General features: G+C 47.9%; 24 protein-coding genes. 9 read left to right on the forward strand and 15 right to left on the reverse strand.

Features of this window, described 5'->3' with window-relative positions:
• Positions 1-95 precede the first annotated feature (95 nt).
• The 7 genes from OU814_RS26540 to ruvB all read right to left on the reverse strand — a co-directional run bounded on the left by OU814_RS26540 (position 96) and on the right by ruvB (position 7,737).
• Positions 96-239, reverse strand: coding sequence for a hypothetical protein (locus tag OU814_RS26540; protein WP_154660836.1), 144 nt, complete (start codon positions 237-239; stop codon positions 96-98).
• 24 nt (positions 240-263) lie between these two features.
• The gene (locus OU814_RS26545) at positions 264-491 is read right to left on the reverse strand and encodes a hypothetical protein (protein WP_144056231.1); all 228 of its coding nucleotides are present in this window, start codon (positions 489-491) and stop codon (positions 264-266) included.
• A 168-nt stretch (positions 492-659) separates the two neighbouring features.
• Positions 660-1,733 carry a class I SAM-dependent methyltransferase gene (locus OU814_RS26550; RefSeq protein WP_268242645.1) on the reverse strand — a complete coding sequence of 358 codons (1,074 nt, stop codon included), beginning with the start codon at positions 1,731-1,733 and terminating at the stop codon, positions 660-662.
• Positions 1,734-1,828: 95 nt separating this feature from the next.
• Positions 1,829-2,350, reverse strand: a complete 522-nt coding sequence (locus tag OU814_RS26555; RefSeq protein WP_268242646.1) for a nickel-binding protein — start codon at positions 2,348-2,350, stop codon at positions 1,829-1,831.
• Positions 2,351-2,357: 7 nt separating this feature from the next.
• On the reverse strand, positions 2,358-5,387 hold the full coding sequence (locus OU814_RS26560; protein ID WP_268242679.1) for a BTAD domain-containing putative transcriptional regulator: 3,030 nt from the start codon (positions 5,385-5,387) through the stop codon (positions 2,358-2,360).
• A gap of 385 nt (positions 5,388-5,772) precedes the next feature.
• Complete coding sequence (locus OU814_RS26565; RefSeq protein ID WP_017288990.1) at positions 5,773-6,585, reverse strand: tetratricopeptide repeat protein; 813 nt, start codon at positions 6,583-6,585, stop codon at positions 5,773-5,775.
• Positions 6,586-6,594: 9 nt separating this feature from the next.
• On the reverse strand, positions 6,595-7,737 hold the full coding sequence (gene ruvB / locus OU814_RS26570; protein ID WP_190653223.1) for a Holliday junction branch migration DNA helicase RuvB: 1,143 nt from the start codon (positions 7,735-7,737) through the stop codon (positions 6,595-6,597).
• Positions 7,738-7,775: 38 nt separating this feature from the next.
• On the opposite strand from ruvB, the gene OU814_RS26575 reads away from it, so the two are divergent.
• The 7 genes from OU814_RS26575 to OU814_RS26605 all read left to right on the forward strand — a co-directional run bounded on the left by OU814_RS26575 (position 7,776) and on the right by OU814_RS26605 (position 13,730).
• Positions 7,776-8,315 carry a hypothetical protein gene (locus tag OU814_RS26575; RefSeq protein ID WP_017288988.1) on the forward strand — a complete coding sequence of 180 codons (540 nt, stop codon included), beginning with the start codon at positions 7,776-7,778 and terminating at the stop codon, positions 8,313-8,315.
• Positions 8,316-8,358: 43 nt separating this feature from the next.
• Positions 8,359-9,240, forward strand: coding sequence for an ABC transporter permease (locus OU814_RS26580; protein ID WP_017288987.1), 882 nt, complete (start codon positions 8,359-8,361; stop codon positions 9,238-9,240).
• 10 nt (positions 9,241-9,250) lie between these two features.
• On the forward strand, positions 9,251-10,528 hold the full coding sequence (locus OU814_RS26585; RefSeq protein ID WP_017288986.1) for an ABC transporter ATP-binding protein: 1,278 nt from the start codon (positions 9,251-9,253) through the stop codon (positions 10,526-10,528).
• Positions 10,529-10,534: 6 nt separating this feature from the next.
• Positions 10,535-11,329, forward strand: a complete 795-nt coding sequence (locus OU814_RS26590; protein WP_017288985.1) for a TylF/MycF/NovP-related O-methyltransferase — start codon at positions 10,535-10,537, stop codon at positions 11,327-11,329.
• A 176-nt stretch (positions 11,330-11,505) separates the two neighbouring features.
• Positions 11,506-12,321, forward strand: coding sequence for a PEP-CTERM sorting domain-containing protein (locus OU814_RS26595; RefSeq protein ID WP_268242647.1), 816 nt, complete (start codon positions 11,506-11,508; stop codon positions 12,319-12,321).
• Between the two features lie 113 nt (positions 12,322-12,434).
• Entirely contained in the window at positions 12,435-12,761 is a 327-nt protein-coding gene (locus tag OU814_RS26600; protein ID WP_017288983.1) for a carbon dioxide-concentrating mechanism protein CcmK, read from the forward strand.
• A 60-nt stretch (positions 12,762-12,821) separates the two neighbouring features.
• Complete coding sequence (locus OU814_RS26605) at positions 12,822-13,730, forward strand: glutaminase (RefSeq protein ID WP_017288982.1); 909 nt, start codon at positions 12,822-12,824, stop codon at positions 13,728-13,730.
• Between the two features lie 9 nt (positions 13,731-13,739).
• Here OU814_RS26605 and OU814_RS26610 read toward each other — a convergent pair whose 3' ends face one another.
• The 5 genes from OU814_RS26610 to OU814_RS26630 form a co-directional block, all read right to left on the reverse strand.
• The gene (locus OU814_RS26610; RefSeq protein ID WP_268242648.1) at positions 13,740-14,201 is read right to left on the reverse strand and encodes a CYTH domain-containing protein; all 462 of its coding nucleotides are present in this window, start codon (positions 14,199-14,201) and stop codon (positions 13,740-13,742) included.
• 3 nt (positions 14,202-14,204) lie between these two features.
• A complete protein-coding gene (locus OU814_RS26615; protein WP_268242649.1) occupies positions 14,205-15,179 on the reverse strand; it encodes a carbohydrate kinase family protein in 975 nt (324 codons plus the stop codon).
• A gap of 100 nt (positions 15,180-15,279) precedes the next feature.
• Positions 15,280-16,029, reverse strand: a complete 750-nt coding sequence (locus OU814_RS26620; protein WP_268242650.1) for a dinitrogenase iron-molybdenum cofactor biosynthesis protein — start codon at positions 16,027-16,029, stop codon at positions 15,280-15,282.
• A gap of 334 nt (positions 16,030-16,363) precedes the next feature.
• The gene (locus OU814_RS26625; protein ID WP_017288978.1) at positions 16,364-16,804 is read right to left on the reverse strand and encodes an RrF2 family transcriptional regulator; all 441 of its coding nucleotides are present in this window, start codon (positions 16,802-16,804) and stop codon (positions 16,364-16,366) included.
• Between the two features lie 137 nt (positions 16,805-16,941).
• Positions 16,942-18,564: an ABC transporter substrate-binding protein gene (locus OU814_RS26630; RefSeq protein WP_268242651.1), complete on the reverse strand. Its 1,623-nt coding sequence runs from the start codon at positions 18,562-18,564 to the stop codon at positions 16,942-16,944.
• Positions 18,565-18,653: 89 nt separating this feature from the next.
• Between OU814_RS26630 and OU814_RS26635 the strand changes: the two genes are divergently transcribed.
• Positions 18,654-19,070: a hypothetical protein gene (locus OU814_RS26635; RefSeq protein ID WP_268242652.1), complete on the forward strand. Its 417-nt coding sequence runs from the start codon at positions 18,654-18,656 to the stop codon at positions 19,068-19,070.
• A 6-nt stretch (positions 19,071-19,076) separates the two neighbouring features.
• The gene (locus tag OU814_RS26640; protein WP_268242653.1) at positions 19,077-20,282 is read left to right on the forward strand and encodes an AAA family ATPase; all 1,206 of its coding nucleotides are present in this window, start codon (positions 19,077-19,079) and stop codon (positions 20,280-20,282) included.
• A gap of 120 nt (positions 20,283-20,402) precedes the next feature.
• Here OU814_RS26640 and OU814_RS26645 read toward each other — a convergent pair whose 3' ends face one another.
• The 3 genes from OU814_RS26645 to OU814_RS26655 all read right to left on the reverse strand — a co-directional run bounded on the left by OU814_RS26645 (position 20,403) and on the right by OU814_RS26655 (position 24,606).
• Complete coding sequence (locus OU814_RS26645) at positions 20,403-21,329, reverse strand: tetratricopeptide repeat protein (RefSeq protein ID WP_268242654.1); 927 nt, start codon at positions 21,327-21,329, stop codon at positions 20,403-20,405.
• Between the two features lie 428 nt (positions 21,330-21,757).
• Entirely contained in the window at positions 21,758-22,726 is a 969-nt protein-coding gene (locus OU814_RS26650; protein WP_268242655.1) for a M23 family metallopeptidase, read from the reverse strand.
• 77 nt (positions 22,727-22,803) lie between these two features.
• Positions 22,804-24,606 (reverse strand): TolC family protein, encoded by a 1,803-nt coding sequence (locus OU814_RS26655; RefSeq protein ID WP_268242656.1) that lies wholly within the window; start codon positions 24,604-24,606, stop codon positions 22,804-22,806.
• Positions 24,607-24,795: the final 189 nt, after the last annotated feature.

Here is a 24,795-nt window from a genome sequence, read left to right on the forward strand (position 1 = left end):
GGATAATAGCTACAATGGCAAAGACTCCGGGTTCTGAATGTCAGCGTAACAAAATCAGAAACAGAAATTGATATACGCGAAGCCCCCTAAAAATCTCAGCACCTAATCGTCTGCCCCGTTGATGATGAGAGGTGAATTTCTGGATAAAGACGCTTGGCATCAGTACTCGTAAAGTGCCAGTCCAGGGTGGCTTTCTGATCATTGAGATTGCCGAGAACTAAGCGAATCTTGATAGCCATGAGAAACTATTCCTCAACTAGGCGTTAAAGCCAACGAGCAAAATCAGCATTCGTCCGGTGTTCGGTGACTTCCACATGTTGCCACCCGACGCGGTGCTGAAAGGCAACAAATATGTTGAAAGGCAACAAATAAGTGCAAGTCCCATTGCGCTCACACTCAGGTGAACTTGACGTTGTGGCATAACGAGATTGCAGGGTGTTGATGCCTAATTCACCTAAATTTGTCTCACCCTGCAAAACTAGTGGGGTCAAACAGGAGTCTCCTAGTTTTCTCCTAGGTTAGTGACTGGTTGATTTGGCTTTGTCTCAGTCGATGCTTTTGTTTGAATTACAGTTGCAAATTGACTAAGATTTTGAACAAGAGAATCCTGGCGAACACGGGCATACCGTGCTGCAAGTCCGCAGAGTTGGCACATAGGGCTATTGCTTGTAAGTGATGTAGTAATCGTTCAGAAAATCTTGGGGCACTTGTTTGAGTTCGACCCGCTTGAATCCCGCTTCAGCTAACATTTTTAATGCTTGCTCATTGCCCCACACCGTTCCCAGACCCATACCGCCATAAGCCAAAGAAACCGTCATACAATGCATACAAGAAATGGTATAAAGCCAGGGTGCGATCGGATGCTCTAGGTTGCCCTCGACCTGGCTGGAAGCATGAATGTCTTGCATCAAGTAAACCCCATCGCTTCGTAGGGCTTGATAGATATTGCGTAGCACGATGTCCGGTCGTGCTTGGTCGTGAATTGCATCAAACGTTGTGATTAGATCGTAGCGATCGTGCTCGTTCAAAGTAGCGGCATCTTGCACTTGAAATCGAATATTGCTGAGATTTTGCGATCGCGCTTCATGGTTTGCAGTCGCGATCGTCACCTCCGAAAAGTCATAGCCCGTAAAGCGACTCTTGGGGAAGTTCGCGGCAAGGGTGCTCAGTGCTCGTCCACTCCCACACCCGAGATCGAGGACATCAATGCCTTGTTCTAGTGCTTCAGTCAGTCCCGGAACGAGCGGTAAGATCTGATCGAATAGTGCTGTTACTGTCGATTGACCACTGTCTTCCGCCATCACCTCGTGAAATCGCTGGAACTCAGAATAGGGAACACCGCCACCTTTATAGAAACACTCGATTACTTGCTCTTCGACCGAGGCAAGCACCGGGATGTATTGAGCAACAAGAGCCAGATTGTTCGGTGTAGCAGATCGCGTCAAAAAAGCAGCATACTCTATAGGCAGCACATAGGTTTGAGTCAGTGGATTGTAGGTTACGAATCCACCTGTGACCATTGCACCGAGCCATTCGCGCACATAGCGTTCGTTCAGCCCAGCAGCCGCAGCAACTTGCTGACTGGTCGAGGGCGGCAATTCTGCCATTGTGTCAAACAATTGAGTCCGATGTCCGATCGACATCATCAGCGACAAAGCGGCACTGTTGAAAATCTCGAACATTCTTCCTGCAAAGGCTTCTGCTTTGGTGGTATCAAAAGTTTGGGTTGTCATCGGACGCTCCTTGAAAATTCATCTGAACTTAAAGGTAGCGATCTCGCCGTTCCTAAACCGTTGCCAAAGCGTTCCAACTCTAAAACCCTTCTGGGTTAGGGCATCAGCAGGTGAGCCGACCAGATGCGATCAAAGGAAGTGCCCAATTTTCGAGAAACGTCGCGAATCGTTTCTGCATCCAATCCCTCTAGTTCATAGACCGCAGAAGTACGATCGAGCGACAAATAGGAGCGTAACCAGTTCACCCCTAACTCTGTGCAGCATTGAGAAAATTGTTGGTGAATTCTGTTCCAGTCTGGTGCGCTCGAAGCAGGAGAGTGTGCTTCGATGACAGAGCGATCCGTCGAGTTGGGTTGAGGGCGAGAACGGTTTGGAATCATTTCCCCTGACCAGATTGCCCGTTTTTGAACTCCTAGATGAGCGTAGGCGTTCCGCACAGTCGCAGCATCGGGCGAATCGTAAAGACAGATCATTTGAGCGCGATCGCGAGACAGGAGGGAATGAAGCCAGGTGATCCCACGAGCTTGTAGACAGGGCAACGCAATTTCAACGGCTTCTTCTAAGTAAGCATCGGTCAGTGGTTGTTCGGCAACAGTTTCAACAATCACGAGTGACATAACGACCTCAACTAGAAAGTTTACGTTTTTTCATTAAGGGCTGTAGTTGTTGCGTCATGCAATCAACCTGAGTTTGAGCGCGGACACTGAGCAAACGGCGATCAATCCGATGGTGTAAGGTTTCAAATACTCCTATTGCCCGTTCGGCGTGCTTTAATGCTAAAACACTTTGAATCAGCAGCGCTCCAGCGATCGCAATCTCGCTCGGATGCTTCATCGTTTGCGCCGCTTGTAAAGCTTCCTCGGCTCGAAGAGCCGCTAATTCAAATCGTTCCTGAGCAAAATCTACTTCTGCTGCTCCAATCAGGATGTAAGCTAGCATTCGCTTGATATCCAGTTGTTGCAGTTTGACGATCGCGGCTTCTAAATTGGCTTCGGGGCGCTGAAGCTGATAATGGGCAAGCGCTGCTAAGGCTGCTGCTATAGCGTTTTCACTCTCTTTGCCTTCAATCTGGGCAACAAGATGCGTCATCGTTGAACAGTAAGACAAAGCAGCGCTTGGATTGCCTGCTTCTAATTCGGTCATGATTAACCCCATTAAACAGTTACATTCTCGCCAACGATCACGATCGCGTTGCGCGAGTTGCAATGCCTGTTGCAAGAAAGTTCGCGCTGCATCATAGTTCGCCTTGTGTAGTTCAATCCCTCCTAATCCACTATGGATATCACACTGCTCTAGTCCGACCCGATTCGCCAAGGATTGGGCTTCTAGGAGGAGTGCTTCTGCCCGAATCATATCCTGTCCCAATTCTGTCAAGCAGGAGCCACTCAGCGCTAACACTCTAGCAGCTGTCGCAGGGCTAGCGGCACGACTCACTTCTGTTGATCGCAGGGAATGTTGATGCAGTTGAACGTAATTGCCCTGCTCGTAATATAGAACGTTTAAAGTTTCGTGTCCGATTGCGGCATCGTCATTCAAGCCTAATCGATTTGCTTCTGCCATCAGTTGATGAACCTGAGTTTCGATCTGCACAGCGAGATCGTGCTTGACACCTGCGATCGCCCAGACTCGGAGTAACCTCAACTGTAAGGGAATACGAGAGCGCTGATCGAGCCATTGACACGACTGCACCCCCCGCTCTGCGAGAACTGTTGCTTCCGCATAAGCAAATAATTTTAAGCAGCGTTCTGCGGCAAGCAAGGCATGAGAGGCAGCGAGTGCATGATCTCCTCCTAGCCCCGCATGATGAGTAATATCTCCTGCAAAAGAATGATCTAGCGTTGCGATTTGGTTGAGCCGGTGAGCAATCTGCCAATGCATCAACTGGCGGCGCGGCTCTGAAATGTGTTGATACACAACTTGGCGCACGACATCATGGGCAAAGTCATAGCCTAGTTCATTTTCACCTGTCGCACTGGGACGGATAATGCTTTGTTGCTCTAGTTGCGCGATCGCGCTGAATAACTCCGGCAACGGATAGTCTGCCACCTGAGCGACCATTGCAGGCTTGAAACTTCGTCCGAGCGCGGCTGCCCAGGGTAAAAGGTCACGCGCTTTGTCCTCTAATTGGTCTAAGCGATCGCGAATCAACGCTGCCAAATCCGTTGCATGAGATTGCCGCTGAGACAATGCTCGTGCTATCTCCAGCACAAAGAGAGGATTGCCGCCACTATCTCGAAAAACTCGATCGATGAGTTCTAGAGACATCTCAAATGGATGATCGGTATTGGCTGCATGAATCAAGGCTGCTGTGTTACCTCGATCGAAGGGTTGGAGTTCAATCGTATTTAAACGTTGCTCCCGTCGAAGCGATCGAAGAACTTGCGAAATCGCGGCATTTTTGGAGAGTTCTCCAGAACGAGCCGTACAAGCAAATTTAACCGGGAGATGAGTCAACAAGCGACTCGCATAGTGCAGTAAGGCGGATGAGCCTTCATCTATCCACTGAATATCATCGAGCATCACCAGTAAGGGGGTTTGTGCTGCCCAGTTTGCTAGCAATTGCACGACCGCATCAAACAAATGGCTTCGATCCGGTGGGGCTTTGCTCGGTTGTCCGATTTCGGGCAGTAAGAAGCCTAATTCTGCTGGGACAGGATTGAGGAGCCGTACCGATCGCAATGCATCGATCCAGATGCCGTAGGGTCGTAGCATTTCAGCCGCAAATCCCCGTCCCCAGAGCGCAAAAGGGGTTGTTTCTCGAAGTTCTTCTAGAAGTCGAGTTTTGCCAATCCCAGGTTCACCAGTGAGGAGTAGAACTTGGGGGTCAGCGATCGCTGACCATTCTTGAATTAAATGCCACTCGTGATTCCGTCCGACCATTGGCAAGGCGGATTGTGACGGCAGCGATAGGGGGAGATGTACCCTTGGCTGAATTGGAGATGTGCCGATGGGTGATTCTTCTTCTAGTAGCAATTGTTCATAGAATCTACGAGTGGTAGGGCTCGGATCAACGCCCAACTCCTCGCGCAGCATCGTCATACAGTGGTGATAAACCTGAAGTGCATTAGCGCGATCGCCACTCAAATCATGCAATTGCATCAAGGTGCAGTAGGTCGATTCGTTGAGCGGATTGACCCGTGATAGCTGTTGTGCGTAGTTTAAAGCTAAACGATAGTCTTGCTGGTTTTTGAGTTGTTCGATCAATTGCTCTAAGGCTCGAACATACAATTGCTGCAATCGATCTCGTTCTGGGAAAATCCAGTCATTGTCGCAACTGGGCAATAATTGACCTCGATAGAGCGCGATCGCACGTTCAAGTTGGTTCTGTGCTACTGCATTCTCAAATTCCATCACATCTAGCGCAAAAGGAATAGTTGGCGACCATGAGAGCGTTTTTGGCTCGATCCGTACAATCTGTTCTACATTGGGTAGGTTTTGCCGCAGATTGTATAACTCTTTACGTAGGTTAGTTCGAGCCTGCGGATTGCTCGAGTCTCCCCAAAATAGATAGGCTAAGTGTTGGCGAGATTGTGCCCTTTGCCGATTCAATGCTAGATAAGCCAGCAAAGACTGAAGCCGTTCTGAAATCGCCCTCGTCCACGACTGGTCGCCGTAGGATAAGTCAAACCCACCAAGAAGTTGAATCTGCAACATGGGTGGCACGATCGTGCTTCCTCCCTAACCTAGAGATCTCGTCTAACCTAAAGGCTCCCAATTCCATAGAATGAACGGATCGGATTTTTTGCAACTTTCATTACATTTCTTTAAATATTGCATCCGAATAATTCATGGTCTTCCGATATCTGAGGTTGCCTGCGGTGAGAACGGCTAGTTGACGATGCTGACTTTGTAGAGTGGAGAGGTGGAACGATGGGGAGCAGGACTATGATTTTAGGTCTTTCTCCGCTCTCCCCATCAGATTGATCGTGGTGAACTCTTAACCTTATGCTCAAGTTGAGTTGCGGATAGTTCAGAGTTCGCAATACTGCTCAACCATCGAATTTTTGAGCTTATATAGTTTCAAAGTAGAGCCATTGTTCTAAGATTTGAGGCTGAGAAACTTCTCCAAAGCACTCGACATGGTTGGCGGCCATCGGCGCACGTTTTTCACCCATTCAATGTCTTTGTACCGCTTATCTAATCCGACTGCTGAAACCCACTGGCTCTCTGCTTCGCCCTGCTTGCCTTCAACCCACAGTGCAGCCGTGAGCGCTGCCCGCATATCGGCAAATTTTGGATACTTGCGAACTAAATTTCGCATTGTCCGAATGGCATCTTCAATGTTGCCAAGTTGGTACTGAGCTAATGCATAGTTGGCACGAGCAAACGCATAGTCTGGAGCAGCATCCGCTGCTTTTTGAAAATCTTTTACTGCCACTTCCCATTGTCCTAATGCGGCTTCAGCACTGCCTCGATTGTTATAGGCAGCCGGATCATTGGGATCAAGTTCGAGAACTTTGTTGTAATCGGCGATCGCGCTTTCAAATTTTCCCAATCCTTCCATTGCAGCGCCCCGATTCAGATATGGATCAGGGGCATTCGGATCAAGCTCGATCGCTTTATTGAAATCCGCGATCGCACTTTCTAACTTGTTTTGACTGACTTTGGAATTGCCGCGATTGCTCCAAATGGCGGGATTATCTGGCAGCAACTCTAGCAGTTCTGACCAATACGCTTCAGCTTTGGTAAAGTCACCTTTGTTTGTCGATTCAAAGGCTTGCTGTTTTAGAGTCGAAAGTTGCTCAAACAGAGTCGCAGCAGTCATGGGTTCTTCTTCAGCAAGAACAGGTTGCCAAGCGATGAAAAACGCGATCGCAACCATCAACAGAGATTTGAGCAAACAGCGAATCATGAACATCTCCTACGGTAAAAGTGTCATTTGATGAGTATCGGGTGGGGTATAGCCCAAATGTTTCCAAGCAGCCGCAGTTGCCACTCGACCCCGTGGGGTACGGCTAAGATACCCGATTTGCATCAGATAGGGTTCGTAAACTTCCTCGATCGTTTGAGCGTCTTCACCCGTGGACGCAGCGAGCGTTTCAAGTCCGACGGGACCACCGTTGTGTCGTTCGATCATGAAACTGAGCAAGCGGCGATCCGTCCAATCTAAACCACAAGGATCGACGTTGAACAGTTGCAGGGCTTCGGCGGCAATGTCTCGATCGATTTCTCGAAAGGCTTTCACTTCAGCAAAGTCGCGGACTCGTTTGAGCAAGCGATTGGCAATCCGAGGGGTTCCACGGGCGCGGCGAGCAATCTCTTCTCCACCCGACTGGGTAATGTTCATTTTCAGCAGTGCAGCCGTACGCAAGACGATTTCAGTCAGTTCATCGATTTCGTAAAATCGCAGGCGTTGGATTAAGCCAAAGCGATCGCGCAACGGCGAAGTCAACGCACCGACTCGCGTTGTGGCTCCTACTAACGTAAAAGGCGGCAAGCTCATCGACTGCATTTTGGCACTTTTCCCTTTGCCGAGGGGAATGTCTACCCGAAAATCTTCCATTGCTGGATAGAGCAATTCTTCAGCGACTTTGGCAAGGCGATGAATCTCATCAATGAATAGCACATCACCGGGTTGCAGGCTAATCAGTAAGCCCATAATGTCGCGCGGGCGTTCGAGGGCAGGAGCGCTGGCAATCTTACATTTCACGCCCATCTCTTGTGCCAAAATCAGCGACATCGTGGTTTTGCCCAGTCCAGGAGGACCGTAGAGTAACAAGTGATCTAACGGTTCTTGGCGAGACTTAGCGGCACGAATCGCAATATCTAAGACATCTTTGAGATCTTTCTGTCCAATATATTCCGTCAGACATTGGGGACGGATTTTTTCTTCTTGTTTGCTGCGTTCTTCAGGCTCCGGCTCAGCTTGAAGAATGGTTGTCTTCTCAGGCTTGCCATTGGAGACAGCTTGGGAGACAGCTTGCGCCATGACGCTCACCTTGTCAGCGGGCGCAGCAGCTTTATCTCGATCGTTGGGCTGTTTTTTAGAGGAAATGATCGCCATAATTGTTGAGAACCATCAACTTTAGAGAGATCGTGAATATGGAGATTCCTTCTCGCTTTGCAATTCCCGACTCGATCTCGTTTGAAGGCGCGATCGAGCTAACCCAATCACTCCTTGCCGAGGTCGAACAGGGTCACGTCTCGGAACCTGAACTTGAAAGGATCATAACTGCGTTAGTACAAACTGAGAACGGCGCACGCGGTTTTTTTGTCACTTATTTAAGCGACGATCGGGAATTGATGGATGAAATTGGCTTTCACGTTGTACTAGGATTGCTTCCTGCTGAAGAGAAAGTCGCGGATCTGCTGACGAAGAATTTAGCCATGTCAACCGCCATGATCTTGACCCATACGCGCAATCAAAAGCCAGAATTGGCAGAGGGTTCAGCCAGAGTACAGCGGCGCAGCACTTATTTAATTCGCCGCATGATGTCGAAAAGCGTCGATCGTCAGCTCATGGAATTAAAAACCTCGATCGAGTCAGATGGAACCTATCGAGATTTTTTACGCCGATGGCAATATGACGATGAGCAACGATCGGCAATTTTGCACGCGATCGAACATGTGCGCCTAAACTGATATCCTGACGAAGACGCAATTGCGTTGAACTAGGGTGAGAGGTGTGAAAAATCCATTGAAAATCGTGGCGCGTAAATTCGTTACTTTCAGCACACGGCAACGCGATCGAGCAGTGCGCCGATTGCCGATTCCTCAATCTTTTTGGATCAAGTTTGATCTGCTCAAAACCTTGGTTAAACGCGATCTAGAAGCAAAATATAAAGGATCAATCCTCGGAAATTTTTGGGCGATCTTAAATCAACTTGCGCAGCTATTAGTATATACATACTTATTTTCGATTGTTCTGCAAATCAAACTCAATTTTCGGGGGTTGCCTGCGAATGACTTTACGTTTGGGCTATGGATGTTTGCGGGGCTGATTCCTTGGACAGCCTTTGTCGCAGGATTCACAGGGGCAACCACGTCGGTGATTAGTCAGCCGAATTTGATCAAGAAAGTCGTATTTCCGCTAGGGCTGCTGCCGCTGGTGCCCATTTGTACAGCATTGGTCGAAAGCTCGTTTGGAATTATCTTACTGATTACATTTGTGGCATTTACCGCCAAACTGATTCACACTTCGGTGCTGTTATTTCCGATCATTTGGATTCCTCAATTGCTGCTCACAGCGGGTTTAGGGTATCTCGTAGCAGGATTGACGGTGTTTTTGAGAGACATTCCGCAAACGATTACGGTGATTCTGAATTTGTGGTTTTACTTGACTCCGATCGTTTATCCATCTTCACTCATTCCTGAAGGATGGCGATTTTTGGTGTTCTGGTTGAATCCGATGACCACGATCGTCGAAGTGTATCGTGATTTAGTGTTGGTCGGTCGGATGCATCATTGGGAAGAATTGGGCGTGTTGTGGGGCGTTTCCATGCTCACGTTTGCCATTGGGCTATTCGTTTATCGGCGATTGCGTCCAGCGTTTGCTGATGTTGTGTAGGATGAACTCTATGGCTGAGGTTGCAATTTCTCTCAAAGGTGTTTCAAAGTGTTTTAAGCGGTATGCGCGTCCGGTCGATCGCTTAAAAGAGATCTTGCTGCCTGGGAAAAGTCGGGCTGTGCCATTTTGGGCAATCCAAGAGATTGATTTAGAAATTTTCAGAGGCGAAACGATCGGCATTGTCGGGCAGAATGGAGCCGGAAAAAGCACGCTGCTGCAAGTGATTACCCAGACCTTGACTCCCACCTCCGGACAGTTAACTGTTAATGGTCGAATTTCCGCATTGTTAGAACTCGGGAGTGGTTTTAATCCAGAGTTTACAGGACGGCAGAATGTCTTTTTTAACGGTAGGATTTTAGGGCTAAGTCAAGCTGAGATTGAGCAGAAATTTGACACGATCGTTGAGTTTGCTGACATTGGAGATTTCATCGATCAGCCCGTGAAAACCTATTCGAGCGGTATGTTTGTCCGGTTAGCGTTTGCCGTGGCTGTCAATACTGATCCGGATATTCTCATTGTCGATGAAGCGCTGGCAGTAGGAGATGTCTACTTTCAGCAGAAATGCTTTATTCGATTGAGGGAGTTACGAGAAGCAGGCGTAACGTTACTCTTTGTCTCGCATGATTCGAGTGCCGTGTGCAAGTTGTGCGATCGCGCGATTTTGCTAGAACATGGCAGAGTCATTCTCGATGCAACTCCCCGGCAAGTCGTTGATCTGTACGAAGCGAAGCTTTTACAAAAACAAGATCAAGCTCCGGAGCGCATTGCGATTCAAATGCCTCAAGCGAGTACCGATGCTGCTATCACGTCAACATCAGTGCAATTGAAGTATGTGCAGTTTCTCGATGCGGACAATCACGCGATCCAATCCGCCTTTAGTGATTCTAAAGTTCAGCTGGCGATCGGACTCACCTTTCTAGAGCGCATGGAAGATCCGCATGTAGGATTCCGAATGCGAAATCGTACAGGAGAAGTCGTGTTTGAGTCGAATACATTCTGCATGAAGCACAGCATTGGAGCGGTCGAAGCAGGTAGCTCGATCGAAGCTCGATTTCAGTTTCATCTACCTCTACTGGCTGGAGATTATACGATTACAATCGGCATCGCAGAGGGTGGCTTCAGTGAACATCAATTCAAACGAGTCTTGACGATGCTTCATAATACTGCTGTGCTAAAAATTCTCCAAAACCCCAATGCGATTCTCTGGGCAGGCATTGTGAATCTCAATCCTACTTTTGAGATTTACCGCTCTAGTTCAACTCCAGACGAAACGCTTATCGAACTCTAATGCTTTATGTCTCTTGACCCATTGTTACTTCAGCAAGTTCAACCTTATACCCTGTGTACTTCCGATCGTCTGACGAATCTGGCTGCACTTTGCGAATACCTGAATTTGAATCAGATCGACGGTGACTTTGTGGAGTGTGGAACTTACAAGGGCGGCTCAGCAGCCGTAATTTCAACGTTTCTGGAAGACCGACATCTCTGGCTGTACGACAGTTTTGCAGGAATGCCACCGACAACTGCAAAAGATGGGGATGATGCGAAGGTTTGGGTCGGGGAATGTGTGGGCACGATTGAGGATCTCAAAACGATTTTGCACACGGTGGGTACGGATGAGCAGTCGTATACGATTAGAAAAGGGTGGTTTGAAACGACTTTCCAAGCGGAATTGCCTGAGAAGGTCGCGTTGCTGCATTGTGATGCGGATTGGTACGATTCGGTGACGTTGGTTTTAGAAACGTTTTATCCTCGCATTGTGACGGGTGGCTGTATTGTTCTGGATGATTTTGGCTATTGGGAAGGGTGTCGAGAGGCGTTTTATGATTTCTGCGACCGACATCATGAGAAGCCTGTTTTAGAGCGAGTCGGACCAGATCAGGCATTTTGGATCAAAGGTCGATCGCATAATCGTCAAGCGATTCCTCAGATTGTCGGACATCAAAATTTTGTGGAACAGCAGATTCAGCGAGAAATGCAGTTGCAAGCGGAGAATGCTGCTTTAAGAACGCGAATTGAAGCGATGGAAAGTAGTAAGTTTTGGAAACTACGATCGCTTTGGTTCAAGCTCAAACATCAACAGACTTAACGTTTGTAGCACGAGTGCTTTCGCACTAAACATACGAATGCACAATGCGAAGCAAGCGGAAAACTAAACTGCGATCGCATCAATTTCTCAAGAATTATAAAATCCCTGTTTTTTAGGTGTATTCTGCTACTGGCAGGGCGCTTCTATCCCGAATCATTACTTAGAGGGAAAGAAGAATGAGAACAGCAGTCGGAATCCTTGCAGGCTTGAGTTTGACACTCGCTGCAACCCAGGTACAAGCACAGACTCTAAATCTATACGATGGTTCACGTAATACCTCATTTGCCAAACAAGGTTGGACAAGCGTGACACCTCCCGGCACTGAAATCGTCAGCAATGGTGGGACAACCTTCAACACCAGAGCATCCAACACTCTCCAAGGCGGATATTCAATTTTTCGCACCCTCGATCGTACCAAAGGATATACATTGGGCTTCAATCTCCAACTATTGTCTGAAGCCCATCAAAATCCTGATCGAGCAGGATTTAGCATTATCGCTTTGAGTTCTGATCGGCGCGGTATCGAACTGGGATTCTGGGCAAGTGATGCGAAATTGAGCGATCGCATCTGGGCACAAAACGACGGAGCGACCAAACCGCCTCGATTTACTCATGCAGAAGGCACTTCATTTAACCCAGTGCGTGCTGTTCGCTACGACCTCTCTGTGCAAGGCAATTACTATGGACTCTTCGCAAACGGCAATTTCCAGACTCCCATTCTCACCGGAAGCCTGCGTAACTACTCACCCGAAGGCGTGCCGTACAATTTACCAAATTTCGTTTTCTTCGGAGATAACACCACCTCAGCCAGTGCTTCTGTTCGCATCACCAGAGTCGATCTCACTCCTAGAGCGATCCCCTTTGCTAACTCTACAGCTCGTGCTGCTCGGCTTGCAGTCGATGTAACCGCTGTTCCAGAACCTTCTACTCTGCTCGGTTCAGGAATTGCCATCATGCTCGGTGGCTTAGTGCATCGCAAACGGCGCAAATAGATTAGATTTTCTAATCAGAATGAACAGCGGAAGCAACGACCCGAGTTTCGCCATCCATAGACCAAACTGTAATAATCTATATATTGCGCGCAATATGGAAGGGAGTTTAGAGGATGGCTAAGGCAGTCGGAATGGTAGAAGTGCGGGGTTTACCCCCGGCGCTTGCGGTTGCAGATGTCATGGTCAAAGCCGCACGAGTGACATTAGTTGAAATGGAACGTGTTAGCGGCGCTTATATTACGATCGTCGTTCGAGGCGATGTTTCAGAAGTCAAAATCTCCGTTGAAGCTGGATTAGAAGCTGCCAAAAAAATGACGGCTTACAAAGAAGGCGACAAACTGTTTCTATCATCGCACTATATTCCTCGCCCCAATGAAAACTTGATGGTTGTTTTACCGATCGATTACAGCGAACGCACCGAAGAATTTAATCAAGTCTAAGGAAAGCAGAACGAATGAGGCTATACTCCTGTTGGCTTCTTCTCTAAACTTCGGTTCCTCATGACTCTGGCAGTTCTCACACAAGCTGATTTCGATGCTTGGGTTATCCAAGCACGACGGTTTACGCTGCAAGGACGGCTTCCAGATTATATTCCGCAGTTGGCGCAGGTTGATTCGCGCCTGCTTGCGGCTCAAGTTTTGGCTGAAACTCAAACGCTAGCCGCGGGTGATGTCGCTCAGCCTTTTGTGCTGATGAGCGTCATTAAGCCGTTTTTGCTGCTTTATCTTCTAGAGCAGGTCGGTGCTGAGCGCGTCTTTCAGCAAGTGGGGATGCAACCTTCGGATTTGCCGTTTCATTCGATCGTGCAACTGAAAGCGGATCATAGCCGTCCTCGCAATCCTATGATCAATAGCGGCGCGATCGCGCTTACAGGTCTGATGCCCAAAGCTTCCGGTTCAGACCGCTGTGCCGCATTTTGCAAATGGTTGAACGATCTCGCTCACACTCAAATTGAATTGGATCAAAACGCGCTGAATTCAGTACGATCGCTGCCGAATGAAACCAATCGTGCGATCGCGGATTTACTTGTTCAGAGTGACTTGCTGGATCGTTCAGATCTGGCGCTGGATACGTATAATCAGCTTTGCTGTTTGTCAGGGACGATCGCAGATTTAGCACAACTGGGGTTATTGCTGGCAAAACCGCATCCGGAAATTTCTCACTTGCACCAGCAGACGGTTTCAGCCCTGATGTTGACCTGCGGATTGTATGAAGTGTCTGGAATTTTCGCTGTAAAGGTTGGCTTGCCGATGAAGTCGGGCGTGAGTGGAGCGCTGCTCGCCATCGTGCCAAAACAAGGCGTGATCGCTTGCTATAGTCCAGCGATCGATCGGATTGGAAATTCTGTTGCTGGACTTTTTCTAGTTGAAAAACTGGCTCAGGAATTGAAATTGAGTGTGTTTTGCTAGTGCAGAGCGTTACCACGTACTAAACGGATGCTTCGCTAAATTGGAGTTGTAATAGCGCGGGTCGTGAGAAACATCTTCTCCAATCCATTCGGGCAGATCGATCGACTGATCGGCGCTTTTTAGTTCAACCTCTGCCATGATTAATCCTTGATTCTGCCCTAAGAACTCATCGACTTCCCAAACTAAGCCATTCAGTGAAATTTTGTGCCGATATTTTTCAATCAGTGGCGGTTTGCAGAGCGTATCTAACATTTGTGCAGCATCCGTGATCGGAATTTCATACTCAAACTCCGATCGCGAAATGCCTTGAGTCATGCCTTTAATCGTGATAAATCCTCGATCGTCAATAATCCGAATTCTCACTGTACTTTCTAGCGTTGGAATGTAGCCTTGTCGATAGAGAGTGCCTGGTGCAAGCGCGCGCCATTCATCTCCAATCACTAAGAATTTTCGCTCAATTTCGATTCCCATCACTTAGCTCGCCTGTTGATCTAAAAATAAGAAAGCATCGACTTCTGCCCCGGTCGGTTGAGCGGCGATCGCGCCTGCTTTTAAGGTCGTTAACGCACCCGCAGCACTGGCATATTTGACAATATGTTCTGCATCATGGTTAATTTCAGACAGTTGGTGCTGGCAAAGTTGATGTACAAATCCAGCTAAGAAGCTATCGCCTGCGCCTGTTGTGTCTTCAACGTCGATCGAGAAAGCTGGAATCTTTCCTTCTCGCTGATTGAGGCAGTAGCTACATCCTTTTTCGCCTGCGGTTACTAGCACGCCTTCTAGGGATTCGACGCGATGGGCAATCACACCCGGATCAGTTGTATCAAATAACCATGCAGCTTCTTCTTCTGCCATTTTGAGAAAATCTGCCCGCTTGATTAAGTCATGAATCAGTGCAGGTGCAATGTTCTGGTCTTTCCAAAACACAGGTCGCCAATTGACATCTAAGACGACTTTGACAAAAAACTGTTCGGCAAGTTGTAAAGCCCGCTCGATCGCGACTCGACTGCGCGGATAAGCCATCAATAAAGTTCCAAGCACCAGATAATCTGCATGTTGAAACAATTCGACCGGAATGAGATTGCCTTGAAGTTGTGTATCTGCAAATTCGCTTGTATCGCGGTTCTCGCCGAACGCGACGAAACTACGATCGTTGGTTTGTGATCGCAACACCAGGACTGTCCGAGTTGGAGCGGGATAGATTTGCACACCGCTCGTATCGACTTTGAGCGTATTGAGTAACTCGGTCAGCGATCGACCTAAGTCATCATCTCCAACGGCTCCAACGAATGCGCTGGGTGTGCCAAGTTTAGTTAAGGCACAGGCGACATTGGCAGGAGCACCACCCGGATAATCTGTCCAAGTGGTGACTGCTTCGAGGGGGAGTCCTGGCTGGTTGGAAATGCGATCGAAGAGAATTTCGCCGAGACAGATAACACGCGGATGCATTACAGGCTTTAGGTTGAATGTGTTCTCTCATAGTGTATGAGCGCGAGAGACTTCAAAACCTAAAGAATGTTGAACTTGACAGAAAAAGGCGCCAGAAGTCTTAACTTGCTTCTATGGCTTTGTAATTCTTGACGCGATCACCTTCTGCAATGCCTAAAACTTTAGCCATCCAAGGCGGTGGAGCCGTCGCAATGACAGTTTGCAGATCAGTCAGAATCGCTCTTGCTTCACCCCCTTCGATTAGTTTCATTGGATAAATACCAGCTTGCACAACCTTGGCAGCAGCAGGGCCACCGATGGAGACGATATACACGACATGGCAATCTCGAATCAGATTGATGCGAAATCCATTGCGATCGTCGGATAGATCAGCTTCGAGTGCTGAGCGAATATCAATTAATTTAAGCGTTGTAGCAGAAAGTTGGTAGACCAAGTACCGCAAACAAGATCCGAAGTGACCATCAAGCAGTTCGCGATTGTTAGAAGCAACTGCAATCCGAACAGAGTGTGGCATTTCACCATCTTGATAAGGCTCGATCGTCGGAAGTGCCTCAGCTTCATCTTTTGCACCCCAGAGAATCCGAACCGCTTCTTTGAGCGCAGCAATGTCGCCTGCATTGGCATCTTCGCCTTCTTCTTCACCATCTAGATCATAAGTCTGTCCAAAAGCAGTTTTTAAGTTCGTAACTGTAATGCGGCTGAGTGCTGCTTCATTCAAAACTTCTCCAACATTATCTTGGAGTGCTTCAATCAACTCAGTGAGCGAAATTTCAGGCAAAACTCTAGCAGCTAGAGCGATTCGTAAGGCAACTTCATTCGAGATAGGAGGGTTACTGGTGGTAGTACTCATGCTTAAGTTTCTAGAGAGTAGGGCAAACGTAGAGATAGGTCAGACGTGAGAAAACACAAGAAAACATCTAATGTTTTCTCTATTCATTAGCTGAGACTTGACCTAAGATTTCAGTACGATCGACTACGAACTAGAGGGTGAGTCTGATTGAGTTAAGTGAATAAATAAGTGTGCTTTGTAAACCTCTGTTGCATAGGCTGTTACAGGCATGTCAGACACAAGTTCTGACGCCCGATTTTGCACCTGGACTGAGGCTGATGTTTCTAACTACGGTTTCAACGATCGATTGAAATCGATTTTTGAAATAGACACTCTATCAACTGAAGGCAGCCGTTTAGATGTAATACATTGTAATCGGCTGCTGAAAATGATTGCGCTGCTCTAGCAGATCTTGTAAGGAATGAGTTTCTAAAACCTCATCAGCTGCTTGTTTAACCTTTTGCCAAAAGCCAGTGATTGCTTGCATTGCAGCAGATTCAGAACTACCTTCAGCAGACGTTGCAGGTTCTTCTCCTTCCATACAGTTCACAATCTCCAAAATTGTGATTCTGCGAGGATGGCGAGAGAGAAAATATCCCCCTTTTTTGCCCCGCTCACTCGAAATAAGAGTAGCTCGTCTTAGGGTCGCGAGTAACTGCTCTAAATAGCGATCGGGAATATTCTGTGATGCTGCAATCTGTCGAATCTGTAATGTTTCCCCTGTCTCATAGACTGAAGCCAATTCCAACATCGCTAAGAGTGCATATTTCGTTCGACCTGAAAGTTCTAAGAGCATGATTTCGGACTATGAAACAGGTGCGCATTCAGATTTTAGCTTAGAATCACACTCCATTGATGGCTGAGGTGGGAATTTATACGGGGTCTATGTTGCCCCGAATCCTCGACTGATGGCAGTTTTGGTTCGTACCAAAATTATTGTTTGCGAATCGCTTCAAATGGCTCAGTTCCTAATGGGCTAGGTGTCCATCCGGCGATCGATTTTCGCTGCACTAATAACGGATCAGAATGCACGATCGATAATCGCACCGCTTCGCGCTGAATAATTTCATCTACTTCAGCATAAAGTTTTGCACGACGAGTCCGATCGCCTGTCAATCGAGCTTGATTCAGCAGTTGAATGACTCGATCGTTTTTCCAGTTGCCTAAATCGGTTGTGCTACCTGGGCCAAAGTGTGGATAGTAAAATGTATCTGGATCACCATAATCTCCTGTCCAACCCAACATAAACATTGGATAGCCCGGTTTTTTATTGCGATCGGCAAGATAAGCTGCCCAATCTTTTGTTTTCAGATTTGCTTTAATTCCCACGGCTTGTAGGTCGGCGGCAAACGCTTCTGCGATCGCTTTTGGTGTGGGAAAATAAGGGCGTGCTACAGGCATGTACCACAAGTCGATTTCAAAGCCATTGGCAAATCCTGCTTGTTTGAGTAACTCTTTTGCTTTGTCAGGATTGTAGTCATAGCCTTTGACCTTAGGTGACGTTGCCCAATCCAGAGACGGCGGAAGAAAATGCGGCGTTGTTTGGGCTGATCCTTTCCAAAACGCTTGCACCAGCGCTTCTCGGTTAATGGCATGTGCGATCGCTTGTCGCACTCGCACATCAGAAAGCTGCTTAAAGCTCGGATTTAATGCTAAGTAGCCGACATTAAACGAAGGACGATTCATCACTGCTAAATTCTGATCTTGCTCAATTTCTTGCTTTTGATCAGGTGCTAGCTCAACTGTAAAATCAACTTGTCCTGCTCTAACTTGTGCAAGTCTTGCGCCAGAATCCGTTACAAACCGCATCACAAGCTGATTTGACTGAGGTAAGTTTGGCTTCCAATAGTTCGGATTTTTCTCAAGCGTAATGCGATCGCCACTTTGCCACCCCTTGAATACAAATGCCCCGGTTCCAATTGCTCCGCTTGCAGGTGTCCCATAGTTTGCCCCTGCTTTCTGAATTGCGGTTGGACTCGCAATGCCAAAGTAAGAAGATGCGATCGCTGTTGGAAAAGCAGCAAACGGCTGTTTCAAAACGAATTGAATCGTCAAAGGATTGATCACTTTGACATCCTGAACGAGTGAATCAGGTTCACCTTTGTAGCCCCCGAAAATCTGACCCCAAATTTCGTAGCTTTTGCCCGCATTGCGAAATCCATTCGGATTCTTTTTATCCCACCAGCGATCGACATTAAACTTCACTGCTTGTGCATTAAACTCGGTGCCGTCATGGAATTTCACACCTTTGCGCAGCTTGAATGTCCAAGTTTTACCATCTTTTGAGGCGCTCCAAGATGTTGCTAAACTCGGCTCTAAGTCCGCAGTTCCGGGCTTGAATTGGATCAAGCGATTGTAGATTTGATTCTGAACAATCAGAGAATTTCCGTCAGTAATGTTTCCAGGTTCTAAATTGGTCGGCTGCCCACTGGCTGCATATACTAGAACCCCCGGAGTTGTTGGAGTCGTATTTTGTGAGGCACAATTCGTAACGATCGCACTCATTACAAATAGAAGCGCGATGAATGTCGATCGCCAAATTCGAGGTTTGACCATTGCAACTGATGACTAAAAGACTTCAGGATTGTATCCGAAACCCGTTGACAGTAATTGTATTATATATGTAGTATATCAGTAGTTTGCTCATGTATACGTCAGAAAATGAAATTACTGAATTGGTTCGAGCGTTTGAGGATTGTCGTTTAGCGAGAGAACACTGGACACATACAGCACATTTAACCGTTGCATTGTGGTATTTAATTCGATCTCCTCGCACTGCAGTAGAGAAAATCCGCTTTGGCATCCAACGCTATAATCATGCACACGGGATTGAATCAACTCCAACTGGCGGCTATCACGAAACAATTACGTTATTTTGGATTCACCTCATTCAAACCGATCTCAATCATGTTGATATTCATGATTCTTTACTGAACTTAGCCAATCAACTCATTCATCACTACGCTGATCCGGCAGTGTTGTTTGAATATTACAGCCGCGATTGTTTGTTTTCACCGCTTGCTCGTTCTACTTGGGTCGAACCCAATTTAAAATCGTTCTGAAATCTTATGTCAGACTTCAACTTCAATCAATACAATCAATTTCAGCATAGTCAACAGCAAGGGCAAAACTTACTAGCAGCGGGATGGCGACCGCTGAATCGAGATTTTGACTGGAATTATTTTTTGCACCTTGTACAGAACGATGGGGATGAACTGAATCGCCGCATGATGGGTGCAGTGAGTACGATTACAGATTCTCTAGGACGGAGCTATCAAGCTTGGTGGTCAAATGTAATCAATCTTTGCTCGTCTTATACGCGTGGAGAACTAGATCAGGTTTGGAACTATCTCACGCCTGAGCCACCCTGTCCGGATCACCACTATATCGATAGCTTGAGTGTAGAAACTCCGATGCGGCAAGTTGTGAGCCGTAGCAGCATTCCGATCGATTATGCTTTGAATCGATTGCAGGAAACGGCAATTCGGAAAATGCTGGAAATCTTAGGTCGTCCAGATTTGATTACTCAGAACTATCTCGATCGCTGGTTTTACTTTCCACCCGATCGATTTGATCAGTGGGAACGTCTCGATGTAGTTAGTACCGTTTATGCCTATTGGTCAAGCCATGATGTGTGGTTGCAAATTGACTATGTCGATCGCGGTCGGCGGTACTGGACGCTGATGGCGAAGAATATGGCTCCGTTGATTCAAAAGGCGACCTATGGCTTAGCAGTGATGCTAAGTGGGTATCAGAACCGTGTAGGTCAAATTCATGCTCAGTTTAGTACCCGTGACTTTCCAGAGGAGATTCAAGCCTTTAGTGATGCGGTGCAGCAAACGGTCATGACGCAAGATCGTCTCGCCGTCTTAGTGCATGGTGATCCGGGAACTGGAAAGACTGCTTGGACGCAAGCGATCGCGAAAGAAATTCTCGTGCCATTAGGCTACGTGATTTTCATTTTGGATCACGATGCAGTCGAGAATTTTGTGCCGCCTGCTTATCTAGAGCGGATTTGTCTGATTATCAATGAGGCAGATAACTTAGCACAGGATCGCTCAACGGAGATTGCTCAGGCGAGTAATAAGACAGAGCATATTTTGAGCTTGCTCGATGGAACGTTGTATCAGAGTGTGGTGAGCGTTGGTAACTTTGAGCTAGAGCAAAAATTAGTCGTGCTGATGACTTGCAATACGACGGAACGGCTTGATCCGGCAATGTTGCGCAAAGGTCGAGTCGATTTGATCTGTGAATTTCAGCATCGATTTGTTTAGCGCGATCGAGTGAATCGTGGGGTTGAGTTGCGACTACGCTCAGCCCACGCATCGCTCACGTATCGAGTTAAGCCTAGTCGAGGAGAAACCGAAACTTTCCTCACACATCTTTGGGCGTATCTATTGTGGGCGCATCTCCCCGCGTTCAATCCGTTTCACTTGCTCAAGCTGCTGTTCTGTCTTCTTCGCCCAAGCTGTATTCCCTTGACTAGAAAAGAGATCTCTGGCATATCGCAACACCCGTTCAGCTTCAGGCAAATTCTTCTGCCGAACAAATACTAAACCTGCGGCATAGTAACCCGTTGCAAACTTCGGATTAATCTGCGTTGCTTTGCGAAACCCATTCAAAGCTTGGTCTAATTTACCCTGATAGTAAGAGACTAAACCTAAGCTATAGTGTGCTTCGACATAGTTCGGATTGCGCTGAATCGCTTGCTGAAACGCAGACATCGCTTCATTCAATTTTCCTTGCTGCTGATAGGCTTGTCCGATCTGAAATAAAGGCTCCGGAGCATTCAAACTTAGATTGGCTGATTTCTGAAACGCTTGCACTGCAGCATCATAGTTCTTCTCCTGCATCAGAACTAAGCCCAGATTATACTGAGCCACACCCGACTTCGGATCAAGTTCGATCGCTCTTGCTAAGTAGTCTCTTGCTTGCTTGATATTATTGCCTTCTAGCAACGCAGCACCCAGATTTGCAAATGCTAGTGCAAAATTTGGATCGGCTTTGGTGGCTTGATGAAACGCATCGGCTGAGGGCTGAAGTTGTCCAGCTTGACGTAATGCTAACCCCAAATTATAGTGAGCCGCAGCAAGACGCGGATTGAGCTTAGCTGCTTCGCGAAATGAAGCGATCGCTTCATTCAATTTTCCTTGCTGAATTTGTTGTAATCCTTGATTAACTTTTGATTCTGCTGATGCTGTTGCTTGTCGAGAAGCTTGAGCAAGCAGCAGCGGAGTCGCATGACTCAGAGATGCCGTAGAAGAAAGCAGACACAATCCAGCGGACAAGAGTACGACTTTAAAACACAATCGGATAGACATATTTACACTCACAATCAATTGCTATAGTTGCAGACCTACCTCTCATCGCCTTCTACAAAATTCAGGTCTCATCTTTAAATTCAGGACACAATGTTCGGTTGATTTGTTCACTAAACGTTCACAATTTCAATCGATTAAACAATCTTCTAGAATTTATGGCAAGGGCTTTTCAATGTATCAGAAGCCTCAGTAATTCGGGGCATGTGTAGCGTGAGAAGGCTTAAGACATATCCCTTGAGTTCGGAAATTACAGCGACAACCTCAACTCTTCGATGTTCGAGAGTTGAGGGAATGAACGATGCTGTAGAGCAGATCTCTTTTCACCGAGTAGTTCACGGCAATCAATCAGATAGAAAGATGGGGAGATAGGGAGCAATCTGAATTTAGTCTCCCCATCTCCCCATTCCACGTCGGGCTAGCAAATGCGCCTATTGACGGTTCGACTGAACAGGCTTTTGAGCCACCTGCATCGATTTCACTAATTCTGCCATCGCCGTTTCTAAGACGACTCCTGCATCCATTGCCACCCAACCTTCAGTCGTCTGCTGGCGCACCTCAAAGTGCAAGTGAGGTCCAGTCGAATTGCCTGTACTCCCCACTCGCCCAATCACCGTACCCTGTTTCACAATATCGCCCGGTTTGACAAAGATCTCTGATAAGTGAGCATAGAGTGTCTGTTGTGCGCCTGCATTGTGTTCTAGCGCAACCGATAAACCATAGCCCCCAAAGAAATCAGAGAGAATGACGCGACCTGTTAACGCGGCTAAAACAGGAGTACCCAATGCTGCTCCAATATCAGTTCCTGTGTGTAATCTCGTATTGCCCGTGATCGGATGAACTCGCCAACCAAACATGGATGTGATCGGAGCCGGAATCGCTAACGGAAAAATTAACCTGAGATCACCGTTCCCAATGCGTCCGATCGGGCGAACACTGCGATTGTAATAATTTTGAACGGTGCCGTAAGCGGAGCCAATCGGGTTGGATTGTGCTGCTCCTGCCCAGTTAATTCCCGTGACGGACAAGTTAAAGCCGCCCACTTCAACCGGAGCCATACTCACCGATTCAGCAGGCGCACGATACCGAGGAGACACGATCGACGCTGGAGGTTTCGCAATCACGGTCGGAGTTGGAGTCGATCGTTCAGTTGCACCTAAGTCATAGTCGGTTTTATCAATAAACGTATCCCCCTCCACAGGGGCAACTTCAACCGCAGGGGCAACTTGAACGGGTGGCGCAATCTCAACCGCAGCAGGAGCAGCAGGTTTGACCGCAGGCAAAGGATCGGTTGGGGCTTGAGCGTGGACAGAACGGATCGCACCGAGTCCGACGAGCCAGCCCAACCCTGAAATCATTAAGGCACGCATCCAGAAGAGATTAAGTAGAGAGTGAGTCATGGGACGATTTAGGGAGACAATAGCGATCGAGAAGGCTCAAGCTTTTATTGTGACGGGTATTTAGAAAATCGCGCCACTTATGGGCGAATGTTACTCACAGCACGTCGCAGTTGGGCGAGTGCTTGGTTGTAACCGATGATGGCGCTAACACGGTTTCCCTGAGCTTGAGTCAGGGCTGCTTCAGCACTAATTCGATCGGTTTGTGTACCGACTCCAGCCTGGAAGCGCAAAATTGCCAATCTCAGCGCTTCTTCTGCCTGGGCGACCGATTGCTGAGTCGTATTGATATTGGCAAAGTTGGCTTGGAGGTTCGCGAAAGCTTGCTCGACTTGGAAGCGGATTTGATTGCGGTTTTGAGCAAATCGGGCTTCGGCAATCTCGCGATCGCGTTCTCGCTGGCTAATTTGAGCATTGGTTGCCCCGCCATCAAAAAGATTCCAACGTGCTTGCAGCCCCAGGCTGTAATTGTCGGAATTGTTAGCATCGGTATCAACGGTTCCAGAGCGACTGAAATCATACGAGGCGACAAAGCCAAGAGTGACTCCATTTTGCGCTCGTGCAGCCCGAATTTGAGCTTGGCTAATTTCACGCTGCACAAGCTGTTCTTCGAGTTCTGCTCGATTTTTATAAGCCAAGACGATGCTATCTTCCAACGGAATCGTCCACGTTCCTGCAGGCTGAACTGGATCAGCCGCGGTCAGCGTCGCGGTTTCAGATAAACTGAGCCGCTGAGCCAGTTGTCGGCGATTGATCTCCTGGGTCGCTTGGGAGTTGCGAAGTTGCTGCTGAGCATTGGCTAAGTTAACTTCTGCACGCAAGGTGTCAAATCGAGTTCCTAGTCCGGCTGTTTCTTGCGCTCTCGAGTCTCGCAGGTTAGCTTCTGCATTTCGGACTGCTGCTTCGTTAATCGCAACTTGAGAGTCTGCATTCTGCAAGTTGTAGTAATCATTGGAAACTTGCAGCCGCAGTTCTTCGCGAGTTTGTTCCAATTGCAATTCAGCCGTGCGCGATCGCCGTTCTGCTGCTTCAATCTGAGCGGGACGTAACCCTGACGTAAAAATGTCGTAGTTTAGCTGTGCGCCCAGACCGAACGCCGTTCGTGTGGAGCTGCCGCTCTGACTTTGGATGCCCAGTTGCTCTAGAAAGCTATTTTGTTGGGTGTCTTGAGTGATGAAAGCACTTCCAGAACGAGTGAGGTTGGATGTCAATGCAAGTGTGGGAAAGTTTCCTGCACGCGCTTCTCGAATGGCAGCACGGCTTTGTTCAACTTGCAGACGGGCGATTTCTAAATCGCGGTTGTTGCGTTCTGCAAGGTCTAGCGCTTGTTGGAGGGTAATCGGTTGGACGGAACGGACTTGGACTTCTCCAGGTTTGGTGGGGAAGAGGAGACGGTTGGGGGAGGGGGTGAGGAGGGTTTGGGCAGAAGCGCCGGGGGTGGGAGGTGGGGAGGTGGGGAGTGGGGGAGTAGGGGTGGGAGTGGGGGTGGGTGTAGAGGTCGTTGGTCGGGGTAAGGGTGCAGAAGGACGTGGAGTTGTTGGAGCTTGGGCGGTTGGGTTGGGTTTGGGGTTTGGCTTAGTCGTGACGGGTTTGGTTGGGACAACGACGGAGGGAGTTTGTGCGATCGCGTTCGGTTTGAGATCAATGACCCAAGGAGGGGTAGGATCGCCTTCTAAGTCGCGCGATGCTGCGAGGGTGAGCGTTGGAGAACTGTTCTCTGGCTTGAATTGGTTAAAAATTGAGGGTTTTGCCACACTGGGGGGAGCCGCAACCAGAACACGAGATTGTGGTTGAGCGGCGACGGACGAGTTTGAGGCGGGTTCTGGCTCATTTTGGGGTGAGGTGGGATTGGCGGTTGCCGCATCCACCGAGCCGATAGCCATCCACGCTCCTACACCTAAAGCCAACAATTCAAAATACGGTTTCATACGATTTCGGTTCGCCCACTGAGATCACGATCATTTTTTAGACTTGTTCAGACTCTTTAGAGTTCTGAGTTGTGCAGCCTTAAGCAGGATATCGTTTCTAGCTGTCGATCGACAAAAAACCTTGCGACTTTAGAGGTTAAATTT

The sequence above is a fragment of the Leptolyngbya sp. GGD genome (assembly GCF_026735145.1).
Lineage (GTDB): Bacteria > Cyanobacteriota > Cyanobacteriia > Leptolyngbyales > Leptolyngbyaceae > Leptolyngbya > Leptolyngbya boryana.